Below are 12,436 nucleotides of genomic sequence, written 5' to 3' on the forward strand. Positions count from 1 at the left end.
TGGTCAGGCGGAACACGGTCGGACGAAACTAACAACATTCAAACGCGGCGCAGCGGGCGTAGACGGGATCGGTCGGACTGCTGTGAGTCTAGGGTATCGTCCGGGCGCGTGTCACGGCGCAGCCAAACTCACGATCTGCTCCGGCGCTCGACCCTGCCCTCAGCGTACCCACCCGCCCCTGACGGAGTTCTTTCCGCCCGGTTCGCAGCCCCGCGCCGTACGCTGGGCGCATGAGTGACCCGCCGGAACCCAGCCCACACGCCCGTGAGACGATCTTCGGCGCGCACCATGACCGTATTCTGCACCGACTGGACAGCCTGGATGCCGATCTGGCCGGGTACGTGAAGGACTTTGCCTACGACACCGTGTATGACCACGCCGGCCTCGACCTGAAGACCAAGGAGCTGATCGCCTGCGCGCTGCTCGTGTCCCTGGGCAGCCCGCCAGAACTCCGGACACACCTGCGGGGCGCCCTGAACGCCGGAGCCACGGAGGCGGAAGTGCGGGCGACCCTGCTGATGTGCATTCCCTATCTCGGGTTCCCGAGGACGATCGCCGGTTTTGAGCAGCTCAAAGCGCAGTTCAGCTCAGGGGCGTCAGAAAAAGGGTGAACCGGCCTTCACCAGTTCACCCGTTGCCCAGACAGACTCAGAACACGTACTTGATGCCCACCCGAACCTTGAATTCGACGCCGGGACGGACGACACGATTATTGAATGTCGCGTAGTTAGCATCGCCGGTGCCAATGCTGTCCGGAGTGGTAGACGTTCCGTCTGCCCTGGTGCCGCTGATATTGATCGGCCCCTTGAAGAAGTAATCCGCGCCGAGGTCGCCCACCAAGCTCAGATTGCCTGTCAGGGCATAGCTCACCATCGCACCGGCACCGATGCCGAATTCGTTGCTGCTATACGTCGTAGTGCCACCAGAGACGCCTTCCGTACTGCGGAACATGCCGTAGCGACCGCCAACGTACAAGGTGGTGTCGATTCCCGGAGCGAGTTCGCCCAGGCCGTAGGTGGCGTCCAAGCCGACGATCGTGTGCGAGCCGGATTCCGTGGCGTCCAGACCGCCACTCGCCGTGGACTTCTTGGCGTTCCCAAAGGTGAAGGTGCTGGGATAGAGCGCGCCGGAGGGATCGTACGGGGCCGAGTCGTTGATCGCATCTGCGGCGCGGGCGTAGGCCACCCCGAACTTCACGCCGACCGGGCCGATGAGGTTGGGCGAGTGGATGAACAGTTCACCGCTCAGGCCGCCGGCGTACCCGCCGGTGAGGCCGAGCTCGACGGACTGTGCGCCAGCTGTGGCGGCAGTGGCAAGAGCAGAAATCGCGAGGACATTGATCAGCTTCATGGTCTGGACTATGCGCCTAGACGTCAGGGCCTCAGATGAGAATTCTGATTCTGGGATTGTCACGTTTTTTAGGTTGTCTTGGCCTGAGTGGCAGGAAGTGGGGGTGGACGTGGATGCCCCCGCGTGAAGTGTCTGCTAAACTTGAACTCGGTTCAATTTGTCATGCTGGGATGAGCCGCCGCACCGTTCAGACCATTCCAGCCGACCCCCCTTTCCGGAGGCCCCATGAAAATCCTGACCCTGGTACGCCAAGTTCCCGATGCGGAAGCCCGCATCAAGATTCAAGGACAGGCGGTCGATCTCGACGGCACCACCGTCGTCATTGACGGCATGGACGAATACGGCGTAGAAGAAGCCCTGCGCCTGCGCGAGAGTGGCGCGGCCGTCGAAGAGATCATCGCCCTGGCCGTCGGCCCCAAACGCAACGAGGACGCCCTGCGCACGGCCCTGGCCATGGGCGTCGACCGCGCCATCCATGTGGAAACCGACGAGAAGTATGACGCGGTGGCCCTCAGCAAAGTCGTGGCGCAGGTCGCCCAGAGCGAAGGCGTGCAACTCGTGCTGGTCGGCGGGCAGGAAGCCGACTGGGACTCACAGGCGCTGGGAGCGGCGAGCGCCGAACGGCTCGGCTGGCCGCAGCTCACGTGGACGAACGAGCTGAAGGTCGAGGGCGACACCATGACTGGCCGACACGACGTGGATGACGGCAACGAGAGCTTCCGCGCCACCCTGCCCGCCGTGGTCACCACGCAGCAGGGCCTGAACGATCCGCGCTATCCCACCTTGCCGAACATCATGAAGGCGAAGAAGAAGGAACTCCGCAAGGACGACCCAGCGACCTACGGCGTGACGCCCACCGTGATGGTGGTCGGCGCGGAAATCCAGACGCGCGCCCGGCGCAATACCCTGATAGACGGCAAGGATCCCCAGGCGGCCGCCCAGCAGTTGCTGGAATTGCTGCGCACAGAGGCGAAGGTGATCGCATGATTCTGATCGTTGCTGAACACGCGGGCGGGAAGCTCGCCAAGGCCACCCTGGAAATGGTGACGGCGGCGCGCGACTCAGGCCGCGAGGGGCCGGTCACGCTGCTGGTGCTCGGACAGGCTGTGGCGGCCATCGCGAAGGAAGCGGCGGCCGTGGCCGATCAGGTGCTCGTCGCCGATCTCCCGGCCCTCGCCACATACAACGCAGAGGTGTGGGCAGCGGCCACCGCGCAGATCGCCCGTGAAGGCGAGGCCCATACCGTCCTGATCGGCGGGAGCCGGTCCGGCCGGGAGTACGCGCCGCGCGTGGCCGTGAAACTCGATGCGCCGTACCTGGAAGACGCCATCAAGCTCAGCGCGAATGGCGAGGCCCTTCAAGCCCAGCGCTACACCTTCCTGGCCCGCGTGACCGAGACGGTGGAGGCGAGCGGCCCGGTGATCGTGGTGACCGTGAAGCCCGGCTCCTTCGCGGCGGCCGCCCCGGCCGCCCAGCCCGGCGAGGAGTACGACGTGGACCTCGAGCTGCCCACGCCACGGGTCGAGGTGACGGGCAAGAGTGTCGAGAAGACGAGCCGCGTGGCCCTGACCGAGGCCGACGTGATCGTGACCGGCGGGCGCGGCGTGGGCAGCCCGGAGAACTTCGCCACCTATGTTGAGGGTCTCGCGGACGCCATCGGAGCCGGTGTGGGGGCCACGCGCGCCGTGGTAGATGCCGGCTGGCGTCCCTACGCCGAACAGGTCGGACAGACCGGCAAGACCGTGCAGCCCCAGGCGTATATCGCGCTGGGCGTGAGCGGCGCGGTGCAGCACCTGAGCGGCATGGGCAAGAGCAAGAACATCATCGCCATCAACAAGGACGCCGAGGCCCCGATCTTCAAGGTCGCGGATTACGGCATCGTCGGAGACGTGAACCAGATCGTGCCTGCCCTGATCGAGGCCGCGAAGAAATAGCGCTGGACATGCACGCTCGGGAGACCACGACGGTCTCCCCTTTTTTTGTCGTGTATTCAGCAAGAATTGAGACTTGATGACGGACTGTCGTCTGGTCGGTGACACTGGAGTATGGTTCCAAGCGCACCCGGATCACCATCCACATCCTCAGACCGCGCGACGGCCCCGACCGTGATCGTGACCGGAGCCGCGCGCGGAATCGGTCGCGCCATTGCCGAGCTGTATGCCGAACGTGGCGCCCAGGTGATCTCCGTGGACATCGTCCTGCCCCCCACGCTCAAGGGACACACCCGGCTGAAGGCGGACATCACGACGCCGAGGGGCCGGGCGCGGATCGCTCAGGCCGCCCACGAACATGGCGGCCTGCACGTGCTGGTCAACAACGCCGCCTATCAGGGAGCGCACGGCAGCGTGCTGGACGTCAGCGAGCGCGGGTGGGCGAGAACCCTCGACGTGAACCTGACCGCTCCCCTGCTGCTGGTCCGTGAGGTCGTCGACCTGATGCCGCGCGGAGCGGCGATCGTGAATGTCGCCAGCGTGCAGGGTCTCTTCGCCGAGCAGGACAACGCGGCCTACAACGCCAGCAAGGGCGGGCTCGTGAACCTCACGCGGGCCATGTGCCTGGATCTCGCGCCGCGTGGCCTGCGCGTGAACGCCGTCGCTCCCGGCGCGATCAGCACGGAAGGAGTCCTGCAGGCCATCGAGGGCAGCGACGACCCGGCGCAGACCCGGCGCGACTACGAGGATCTGCACGCCCTGCGGCGCATCGGGACGCCGCGCGAGGTGGCGGAGGTCGTGTACTTCCTCGGGAGCGACGCCGCGAGCTTCGTGACCGGCGCCATCCTGCCGGTCGACGGCGGCATGACCGCCAGCTTCATGATGGCCGGGCGGCCTGTGTGAGCTCCACATGCAAACACCCGCCCGGAGGGGCGGGAGGTGGTGGCGATGCGCGGACTTGAACCGCGGACCTAACGATTATGAGTCGTTCGCTCTAACCAGCTGAGCTACATCGCCTTTCAGGTGTGGGCACCGGCTGACCGGGCCGCATCAGAGTAACGCCCGAACGCGAATCGCACAAGCCCTGTGCTGCCGTGTTCCCGGCTTCCGCCCGGGCAGCTCCATGCAACGAAGCGTTGACGGTGCTGCGAGCACGCTACGGGCACCCATGAGCCATCCTCCCCGCGCTTCCCTGAACACCCGTTCATCGGGCCGCCACGTGACGCGACTCACTGGCGTGATCCTGGCCATCACCCTGACCCTGTCGGCCTGCACGTCTCCCTCCCAGCCCACGCCGGCCGATCCCTACGCCGGTGGCGTCACGCATCCGTGGAGCACCGGCACGGCCTCTCCCGCCGGGATTCCGGCCAAAGTCAATTCCATCAGCGACCTGGACTACCGCAGCGCCAAGAACGGCTGGGGACCGATCGAGAGCAATCACAGCAATGGCAGCGAACAGGCCGACGATGGCGGCACCCTCTCGGTGGGAGGACAGACCTTTGCCAGCGGGCTCGGCGTTCATGCTTCCAGCGAGATCACGTACACGCTGCCCGGCACCTGCACGACCTTCACCGCGCAGGTTGGTGTGGACGATGAGGTCGGGGCTCGCGGCAGTGTGGTGTTCCAGGTGTACGGCGACGGCGTGAAACTCGCCGACAGCGGCGTACGGGTCGGCGGTCAGGCGGCCGTCACCGTCACGGCCACGCTGAAGGGCGTAAAGGAGCTGAAACTGGTGGTCACCGATGCGGGTGACGGCATCGCGTACGACCACGCGGACTGGGGAGCGGCGACGCTGGACTGCACGCCGGTCAAGCCTCCCCCACCGACCAACACCTTCACCTACAGTTCCATCGCCAGCCAGCCGGACAACGTCGGGGTGTCCGAAGCCCAGGGCGAGTTCGTGGGCGGGAAGCTGTACGTGTTCGGCGGGTTCGACAGCCTGAAAAACTGCTGTACCCCCACCGACCGCGTGAACGCCTACGATCCGGTCACGAACACCTGGGCAAAGAAGAACGTCATGCCCACCCACGGGGTGACGCACGCCGGGATGACCACGGACGGGCAATTCATCTACTTCGCGGGCGGGTACATCGCCAATGCCAGCTGGACAGGACAAATCTTCGGGACAGACGCCGCCTGGAAGTACGATCCGCAGAAGGATACGTATTCGGCCCTGCCCAAACTGCCCGTGACGATCGCAGCGGGGCAACTGGAATACCTGAACGGAACACTGCATTACTTCGGCGGCACGAACACGGCCCGCACCCAGGATCTCGGCGTCCACTATGTCCTGAACCTGAGCAACCCTGCGGCCGGGTGGACAACGGCTGCCGACATGCCGCACCCACGGCAGCACATGGGGTCGGTGGTGCTGGGGGGCAAGATTTACGCCGTTGGAGGACAGATCCATCACGACGCGAACCTGACCACCGAGAATTACGTGGAAGCCTATGACCCAGCGACCGACCGCTGGACGGAAGTCGCGCCCCTGCCACTGGCCCGCAGCCACATCGCCAACTCGACGTTCGTTCTGGAGGGCCGGATCGTGGTGGCCGGCGGTGAATCTGCCCACGACCAGCCGATCGCCGACGTGTCTGCGTACGACCCTGCCACGAACACCTGGACTGCCCTGACCAAGCTCCCAGTGGCCCTTATCTCCAGCGTGGCCGTGGGATATGAGCACGGCTTCCTGTATACCGACGGCAACACGGGCAGCAAGCAGGTGGCGACCGGCCTGCGCGCCACCCCAGCCCCGTAAGGCCGCTTTCCTGGTATAGCTGACAGCAAACAAAAGCAGGAACCCGGAAGCTAAAACTTCCGGGTTCCTCTTGGTGGTGGAGCTGAGCGGGATCGAACCGCTGACCTTCTGAATGCCATTCAGACGCGCTCCCAGCTGCGCCACAGCCCCACTCGTCGTGCTCTGCCCGCTTCCGGGCTCAGCTAGGTTAACAGCGACCCCCAGGCTTGTCAACAGGGAGCGCGGCCGTGGTCAGCCGGGTACTTTGACGCCGCGCGCCGCGAGTTCCACGTAGCCCTCGATCAGGTGAATGATCACTGGATTGTGGGTGTGGACGCCGTGGGCCTCGCCACTGCCACCCTCGTCGATGAAGTGCGCGATCACGGCCGCTTCGCCATCGCGGGCCAGCAGGAAGGCCCGCTGGCCCTGCGCGGCCACGCTGGGCAGGCCGTCCAGGCTGCTGACCAGCAGGTGCACGCCACGTGGGGTCAGGCGTTCCAGGCGGGCGGCCATGGTGGCGTCTCCGGCGACGTGCAGACTGCGCCGGGCGTTCAGGGTCAGATCCTCGCACAGGCTGCGGATGGCGGCTTCGCCGTACAGGTGGTACACGGCCTCCGGCGCGGGATCCGGGGCCAGTCGGGTCAGGTCACGCTCCAGTGCCCCCAGCCGGTCATCAAAGGAGCGGCGGGCACGGGACAGGTACTCACGGGCACTCAGGGGCGCGTATTCCAGAGGATTCTGTCCGACCTTGGCTGCCAGCCCACGTCCTTCGAGGCGTTCGAGCGTCTCGTAGATCTTGGGACGCGGTATGCCCGCCTGCCGGGCCACGCGGGCGGGCACGGCGCGGCCCAGGGCCAGCAGGGCAGTGTACGCGCGGGCCTCGTACTCGGTGAGGCCCAGCGCTTGCAGGTGGATCACGGCGCTCATGTTCTCCGTAGCATAAGCGATCCACGGGCAAGTCGCGTGCTGCATGCCTGCGCGGCCTGGACAGTCCTGACGGTCAGATGACGCCGCGAGAAGCAGCTGTATTCAGCTGTGCTTGCGCAACAGGACGCTCTTCAGATACAGGCTCTCGGGCACGCTGAGGAGGTGAGGGTGGTCGGCGGGCTGGTAGGTCACGTCGAGCACCTCGGCGTCGCAGCCTGCAGTGGCGGCGGCAACGCGGGATGCGTCGAGCAGGTCGTCGACCCGGATGTAGTGCGCGCAGGTGCTGACCAGGAGCAGACCTCCCACTTCGAGCATGCCGAGCGTGAGGGCCGCACCATCGGTGAAGATGCGTTTGGCGCCGGGCACGTCGTCGCGGCGTTTGGCCAGGGTGGGCGGATCAAGCACCGCGATCTGAAACCGGCGCTTGTCCTTCGCCAGGGTTCGTAGCACGTCGAGCGCGTCGCCCCAGCGAACACCGACGCCCACGCCGTTGTGCCGCGCCGCCTGTTCCAGGGCGGCCAGGGCCACCTGATCCTTGTCGATGGCGACACTCTTCGCTCCGGCCCGGGCCGCGTGCAGGCTGAAACCCCCGGTGTACGAATACACGTCGAGGAAGCCGTCGCCAGGCTGCACGTGAGATCGCAGCATCCGCCGGTTGTCGCGCTGGTCGAGGAAGAAGCCGGTCTTCTGCGCGTCCATGGGCGAGAAATGAAGTTCCAGGTCGTCCTCATGGAAGGTCACGCGCTCGGGCACCTCGCCCCACAGGGTGCCGGTGTGCAGGTCCAGACCCTCACGCCGGCGTTCGCCCGTGTCGCTGCGCTCATAGGCGGCGTCGGCACCCGTCTCGGCCTTGAGGGCCTGCACGATCAGGTCACGGTGCCGTTCCACGCCCGCATTGCGCAGTTGCACGCCCAACACGCCAGCGAACTGATCCGCGACCACGCCGGGCAGTCCGTCGGCCTCGGCATGCAGGACGCGCAGGGCGTCCGTCCCGTGAATGCGACCTGCCCGGCGATCCAGGGCAGCGCGCACCCGCCGCCGGTAGAAGGCTCCGTCGATGTCCTCGCCCGTCCAGGTGAGCAGGCGCAGCGGCGTGCCGCCCTCCGCATTGAAGTACCCGCGGGCCAGAACCGGGCCGGTCGGGCCCCTCACATCCACGACCTCACCGGGCGCGATGCCGGGATCACTGTCGGCGATGTCGGCGCGGTGTCCGAAGGGGTAGCGGCCCGCGACTCGCCTCACGGCGGCGGCCTGAAGGGTGACGGTGGGACGGCGTTTCACGCGGGCAGGCTACCAGAGCCTGTCACCTGCCTGTCAGAGACGCCCGGTATCGTGGCCGTCAGCACCCGCGTGCGGCCTCTCCCGCCCCATCCCCGTCCGGAGGACTCCTCATGCCCACCTTGTCCAATGCACGTTCCATCCTTTTCCTTGCGCCGCTGCTCCTGGCGGCCTGCGGCGTCATTCCCACGCCCGTGGTCGACCTGCCGGACACGTCCGTGCCACTCGCGAACACCTTCATCACGCAGGGGCAGGTGGTGTATGTCGATCAGGATGAACTGGCCACCACGAAATCGACCCTGCCCGCTGCGCTCCAGGGCCTGACCATCCGGGGCGACGCGCTGTACAACTCGTCGGGCGGGAACCTGGGCACGGTGAAACTCTACGTGAGAACCACCCTGGCGGGCCTGGACAGCCGTTGCACCAGCATGGGGGCTACGCCGTTCACGCCGGCCATCTACGCCTGCGATCCGCAGGGCGAGACGGCCCAGGCCATCGGCACGGTCACGGTGCAGGCGGGGAGCAAGGTGCCGTTCACGCTGAACGGGGCCGCCCTCGACACGGCCGCCAAGGCCGGTCACGGGTACTTCGGCTTCCAGGTCGTCACGGGTACCGCCCTGAACGGCGAGAGTGTGGATCTGACGGCCCTGAAGGCACAGGCGAAGCTGTAGGCCGGAGGGGGCGTCGTGCCGGTGAGATTGTGGGATTCATCGGGCCGTACGGTCAACCGGGCCGTACCCTGTGACGTGTCCTTCACAACGTTCCTGAGTCGGCTGGCTGGCCGGACTGCCCGGCAAGGTGTGGTTCTGACCGTGCTCCTGGGAGCTGCCGCCCAGGCCAGTCCGGCGACCGACCTCTACAAGGCCGCCTCGGGCGACGTCCTGCGCGAGTACTACGGGTGGTCGACCGCCGACCTGGAATCGCTGGTGGGCAAATACCGGGCCGTGCTGGATGAGCGCTGCGCTTCCCAGGCCGAGACGTGCCCGTTCACGACCGCGCGCGTGGTACTCGGCGAACTGCTGCACGAGGTCGGGGATGCCCACACCAGCGTGCGCGATCCGGACGCCGCGAAACGCCTGGACGAAATTTCCCGGAACCTCCCGGTGGCCCGGACTGGCGCGCGGGTGGTGCGCGTGGAGGGCGGCCTGCTGGTCGCGTCCGTGATGCGGGGCAGCCCGGCCGCAGACGCGGGCCTGCGGGTGCATGACCTGATCACCGTGGTCAACGGCGAGGTGGCTGGAAAGCACGGCGCGGTCAACGATCCGGTCGGGCCGAACGAATTCACCACACTTGAGCGCGACGGGCAGGCGCTCCAGCTGACCGTACGCCGGGCTGGTGAGCCCGAGCTGGCACTAACCGTGGGCACCAGGGAACTTCCGGCGCGGGATGCGCCGACCCTGGACTGGGCCGGTGACGATCACCGGGTCGCCGTGGTCACCATTCCCTCGTTCCTGCCGACGGACACGGCCGATCTGTTCCTCCGCCGGGTGCGCGAAGCGCAGGCCCAGGGGGCGCGCGGTCTGGTCATCGACCTGCGCTTCAATTCTGGGGGCGGGTTGAACCAGTGTGTGGCTGCCGCCAGTATTTTCGCGCCCGTGCGCTACCGCATGCAATTCAAGATGGGTGCCCAGGAGGTCATGGGCATCAACGGTGAGACACCACGGCGGCCCCCACCGCACGGCTCTCCGCCGCCTGGGGACGCGCGGGTCTGGACCGGTCCGGCAGCCATCCTGATCGGCCCGGATACGGCGTCGTGCGCGGAGGTGTTCACGTTCTACGCGCAGCAGACGGGCGTGCCCGCAGTGGGTGAAGCTACGCGCGGCGTCTGCAACAGCGGCGTGACCTTCGATGCCCTGCCAGACGGCGGCGTCCTCACCGTGACCGTGCTGCGTGGGTTCGCCGCGGAGGGCCAGCCCCTGCCCGAGCGCATTCGGCCCGATGTGAACGCTCCGCTGAACATCGCGGCCCTATCGACAGACGGGCGAGACTCCACACTTGAGGCCGCGCTGAACGTGCTGCACGCCCCTATGGGCGACGCTCCTCCTCCTCCCGCTGGACTGTCCGTGCCCCCATCTCCGTGAAGCCGGTTCCGGATCGGGACGGCACCTTCCTCTGGTTTCGCTTCAGCCGTGTCGCTGTCGGTCGGCGGCACCCTGTGAGTACCAGAACGGAACCGAGGATTAGCAGTCCTCGGTTCCGTCAAACAGACATGCTCTGCGGGTTTTGGCTCCCTGTTCAGTCGGTTAGCGGGACCAGCGTTTCATCAGGGTCACGAGCCGTTCAGGGGTCACCGCGCGGTATTCCTGGCCGTCCACGCGGATGAGGGGAGCGTCCTCGGGAGCGGTGCCAGCACCGCACTGGCACAGGGCCAGTTCCACGTTCCCGTCGGCGGTCACCATTCCGGGACTGATTCTCAGGGTGTCCCACACGGCATCCAGTAGCGTCTCGCGTTGATCGATGGACAGGTGTTCGGTACAGATTTCCAGACGGGTGACGGGCAAAGCTGGGCCTCCTCTATGGCGCGCCCATGCTACCGGATGACGACCCCATGAGACGCCTGAGGTCTGCGGGTCACTGGCGGGACGGTACCTCGGCTGCGGTCGGGGACACGGGTAGGTGGCCATGGCGGGCGCGCAGGTTCAGGAATTCCACGGCCAGCGCGAAGCCCATCGCGAAATACGTGTAGCCCTTGGGAATCTTGAAGCCCAGGCCGTCGGCAATCAGGTTCACGCCGATCAGCAGCAGGAAGGCAAGGGCCAGCAGTTTCACCGTCTTGTGCGCCTGCACGAACTCCCCGATGGGTTTGGCCGCGAAGAGCATGATGGCGACCGTGACGACCACGGCCGCAACCATCACGCCCAGGTCGCTGGCCATCCCGACGGCCGTGATGACCGAGTCCAGACTGAACACGATGTCCAGCACCATGATCTGAGCGATGGTTGCGGCAAAGCCTGCGGCGACGCGCGCCGTCGTTCCGGCCGGAGCGTCCACCGTCTCGTGGCCCTCGACGAGTTCGTGCATCTCGCGGACGGCCTTGTACAGCAGGAACAGGCCGCCGCCCAGCAGGATCAGGTCACGGCCGGAAAAGCCCATCCCGAAGACGCTGATCAGTTCCGTCTTGAGATTCGAGACCCACGCGATCGAGAAGAGTAGCCCCAGCCGCATAACCAGGGCGCCGAGCAGCCCCACGGTGCGGGCCCGCTGCTGCTGCGCGGGCGGCAGCTTGCCGGCGAGAATCGAGATGAAGATGACGTTGTCGATGCCGAGCACGATCTCCAGCAGCAGCAGCGTCGTGAACGCCAGCCACGCCTCGGGCTGGGCCATCCAGGCGAACAGTGTTTCCATGTTGTGATCTCCACAGGAGGGGAAGCGGGCGCTGCCACGCACGCCCAGGTCACCGAAGAGGGAGAACTCCCGTACTGCCGCGCCCGTGCGGCGCGCTAGGGGCTATGTTCCGGGAGAAGGAGTGCACCGTTCATGTCAGCCGGATGAAGGGCCTTCATGAAACGACGATGGCGTCAGCGGGGGGTCGCTCCATCGAGGTACACGGCCAGCAGCGCGCGTGCGGTGCCGTGTGGATCAGGCTGTGGAACGCCGCTGACCAGCGGGTAGAGCAGCGCAAGAAAGGCGCGCGTGAGGCCTGCCGGTGGCACGTCCAGTCTGAGTTCACCGCGCTCGGCCGCCTGTTCGAACAAGGAGGTCAGGCCGCCCATCCAGACCCGGCGGTATGCCTGCTCGAACACGGCGCGCCGTTCGGGGGACACGTGCCGCAGCTCTCCGGCGAGTTGCAGCCCGACCCGCTGCTCCGGAGCGCTGGCGATGAGTTCCTCCACCAGGGTGTGCAGTTGGGCGCGCAGGTCTGTCTGTGCCGAGGCCAGCTCGATCAACCGGGACAGGCCGCCCAGGGCCCCGTCGAGCATGGACAGGAACAGCGCCTCCTTATCGGCGTAGTGGTGGTAGAGCGCGGGTTTGGTCACGCCGACCGCCTCGGCGACCTCGCGCATGCTGACGCCGTGATAGCCGCGCTGCACGAAGAGCCGCGCTGCCTGGAGCTGAATGCGTGCGCGGGTGCTGTCTTGCGCCGGCTGGGCGAGCGGGACGGACGGAACGGTCACCGGGTCATGATAGGCGCAGTCGCCCGACACCGTCCTGACCTGGGCCTTTACAATCGGGGTGAACCACAGCCCACCGCCCCACCCCTGAGGAGCTGACC

13 protein-coding genes and 2 tRNA genes are annotated in these 12,436 nt (G+C 66.7%); 7 read left to right on the plus strand and 8 right to left on the minus strand.

The window, feature by feature from the left end; translation table 11 throughout:
* Positions 1–230 precede the first annotated feature (230 nt).
* Positions 231–611, plus strand: coding sequence for a carboxymuconolactone decarboxylase family protein (locus E7T09_RS04935; protein WP_136387988.1), 381 nt, complete (start codon positions 231–233; stop codon positions 609–611).
* Between the two features lie 37 nt (positions 612–648).
* Here E7T09_RS04935 and E7T09_RS04940 read toward each other — a convergent pair whose 3' ends face one another.
* Positions 649–1,350: a hypothetical protein gene (locus E7T09_RS04940; RefSeq protein ID WP_240741614.1), complete on the minus strand. Its 702-nt coding sequence runs from the start codon at positions 1,348–1,350 to the stop codon at positions 649–651.
* A gap of 225 nt (positions 1,351–1,575) precedes the next feature.
* Here E7T09_RS04940 and E7T09_RS04945 point away from each other — a divergent pair, with 225 nt between their 5' ends.
* The 3 genes from E7T09_RS04945 to E7T09_RS04955 all read left to right on the plus strand — a co-directional run bounded on the left by E7T09_RS04945 (position 1,576) and on the right by E7T09_RS04955 (position 4,184).
* Positions 1,576–2,337: an electron transfer flavoprotein subunit beta/FixA family protein gene (locus tag E7T09_RS04945; RefSeq protein WP_136387989.1), complete on the plus strand. Its 762-nt coding sequence runs from the start codon at positions 1,576–1,578 to the stop codon at positions 2,335–2,337.
* Positions 2,334–3,284, plus strand: a complete 951-nt coding sequence (locus E7T09_RS04950; protein WP_136387990.1) for an electron transfer flavoprotein subunit alpha/FixB family protein — start codon at positions 2,334–2,336, stop codon at positions 3,282–3,284. The genes E7T09_RS04945 and E7T09_RS04950 overlap by 4 nt, the downstream gene beginning before the upstream one ends.
* 111 nt (positions 3,285–3,395) lie before the next feature.
* The gene (locus E7T09_RS04955; RefSeq protein WP_136387991.1) at positions 3,396–4,184 is read left to right on the plus strand and encodes an SDR family NAD(P)-dependent oxidoreductase; all 789 of its coding nucleotides are present in this window, start codon (positions 3,396–3,398) and stop codon (positions 4,182–4,184) included.
* Positions 4,185–4,221: 37 nt separating this feature from the next.
* On the opposite strand, the gene E7T09_RS04960 is transcribed toward E7T09_RS04955, so the two are convergent.
* Positions 4,222–4,298 (minus strand) — tRNA-Met (locus tag E7T09_RS04960).
* A 151-nt stretch (positions 4,299–4,449) separates the two neighbouring features.
* On the opposite strand from E7T09_RS04960, the gene E7T09_RS04965 reads away from it, so the two are divergent.
* Complete coding sequence (locus E7T09_RS04965) at positions 4,450–6,039, plus strand: NPCBM/NEW2 domain-containing protein (RefSeq protein WP_240741615.1); 1,590 nt, start codon at positions 4,450–4,452, stop codon at positions 6,037–6,039.
* Positions 6,040–6,113: 74 nt separating this feature from the next.
* On the opposite strand, the gene E7T09_RS04970 is transcribed toward E7T09_RS04965, so the two are convergent.
* The 3 genes from E7T09_RS04970 to E7T09_RS04980 all read right to left on the minus strand — a co-directional run bounded on the left by E7T09_RS04970 (position 6,114) and on the right by E7T09_RS04980 (position 8,226).
* Positions 6,114–6,189 (minus strand) — tRNA-Ala (locus tag E7T09_RS04970).
* A gap of 81 nt (positions 6,190–6,270) precedes the next feature.
* Complete coding sequence (locus E7T09_RS04975) at positions 6,271–6,945, minus strand: TrmB family transcriptional regulator (RefSeq protein WP_136387993.1); 675 nt, start codon at positions 6,943–6,945, stop codon at positions 6,271–6,273.
* Positions 6,946–7,047: 102 nt separating this feature from the next.
* Positions 7,048–8,226: a class I SAM-dependent rRNA methyltransferase gene (locus tag E7T09_RS04980; protein WP_136387994.1), complete on the minus strand. Its 1,179-nt coding sequence runs from the start codon at positions 8,224–8,226 to the stop codon at positions 7,048–7,050.
* A 110-nt stretch (positions 8,227–8,336) separates the two neighbouring features.
* Here E7T09_RS04980 and E7T09_RS04985 point away from each other — a divergent pair, with 110 nt between their 5' ends.
* Complete coding sequence (locus tag E7T09_RS04985) at positions 8,337–8,894, plus strand: hypothetical protein (RefSeq protein ID WP_136387995.1); 558 nt, start codon at positions 8,337–8,339, stop codon at positions 8,892–8,894.
* 75 nt (positions 8,895–8,969) lie between these two features.
* Positions 8,970–10,304: a S41 family peptidase gene (locus E7T09_RS04990; protein WP_240741616.1), complete on the plus strand. Its 1,335-nt coding sequence runs from the start codon at positions 8,970–8,972 to the stop codon at positions 10,302–10,304.
* A gap of 162 nt (positions 10,305–10,466) precedes the next feature.
* Here the strand turns inward: E7T09_RS04990 and E7T09_RS04995 are convergent, their stop codons facing one another.
* The 3 genes from E7T09_RS04995 to E7T09_RS05005 all read right to left on the minus strand — a co-directional run bounded on the left by E7T09_RS04995 (position 10,467) and on the right by E7T09_RS05005 (position 12,338).
* A complete protein-coding gene (locus tag E7T09_RS04995) occupies positions 10,467–10,724 on the minus strand; it encodes an NAD(P)H-dependent oxidoreductase subunit E (protein ID WP_136387996.1) in 258 nt (85 codons plus the stop codon).
* 70 nt (positions 10,725–10,794) lie between these two features.
* The gene (locus E7T09_RS05000) at positions 10,795–11,568 is read right to left on the minus strand and encodes a TerC family protein (protein ID WP_136387997.1); all 774 of its coding nucleotides are present in this window, start codon (positions 11,566–11,568) and stop codon (positions 10,795–10,797) included.
* A gap of 173 nt (positions 11,569–11,741) precedes the next feature.
* Positions 11,742–12,338: a TetR/AcrR family transcriptional regulator gene (locus E7T09_RS05005; protein WP_136387998.1), complete on the minus strand. Its 597-nt coding sequence runs from the start codon at positions 12,336–12,338 to the stop codon at positions 11,742–11,744.
* Positions 12,339–12,436: the final 98 nt, after the last annotated feature.

The sequence above is a fragment of the Deinococcus sp. KSM4-11 genome, from assembly GCF_004801415.1.
Taxonomy (GTDB): domain Bacteria; phylum Deinococcota; class Deinococci; order Deinococcales; family Deinococcaceae; genus Deinococcus.

Excerpts from the sequence above, each read along its gene's own strand:
- E7T09_RS04935 (WP_136387988.1), top strand. The coding sequence starts at position 231 with ATGAGTGACCCGCCGGAACCCAGCCCACACGCCCGTGAGACGATCTTC.
- E7T09_RS04940 (WP_240741614.1), bottom strand. The coding sequence starts at position 1,350 with ATGAAGCTGATCAATGTCCTCGCGATTTCTGCTCTTGCCACTGCCGCC.
- E7T09_RS04945 (WP_136387989.1), top strand. The coding sequence starts at position 1,576 with ATGAAAATCCTGACCCTGGTACGCCAAGTTCCCGATGCGGAAGCCCGC.
- E7T09_RS04950 (WP_136387990.1), top strand. The coding sequence starts at position 2,334 with ATGATTCTGATCGTTGCTGAACACGCGGGCGGGAAGCTCGCCAAGGCC.
- E7T09_RS04955 (WP_136387991.1), top strand. The coding sequence starts at position 3,396 with ATGGTTCCAAGCGCACCCGGATCACCATCCACATCCTCAGACCGCGCG.
- E7T09_RS04965 (WP_240741615.1), top strand. The coding sequence starts at position 4,450 with ATGAGCCATCCTCCCCGCGCTTCCCTGAACACCCGTTCATCGGGCCGC.
- E7T09_RS04975 (WP_136387993.1), bottom strand. The coding sequence starts at position 6,945 with ATGAGCGCCGTGATCCACCTGCAAGCGCTGGGCCTCACCGAGTACGAG.
- E7T09_RS04985 (WP_136387995.1), top strand. The coding sequence starts at position 8,337 with ATGCCCACCTTGTCCAATGCACGTTCCATCCTTTTCCTTGCGCCGCTG.
- E7T09_RS05000 (WP_136387997.1), bottom strand. The coding sequence starts at position 11,568 with ATGGAAACACTGTTCGCCTGGATGGCCCAGCCCGAGGCGTGGCTGGCG.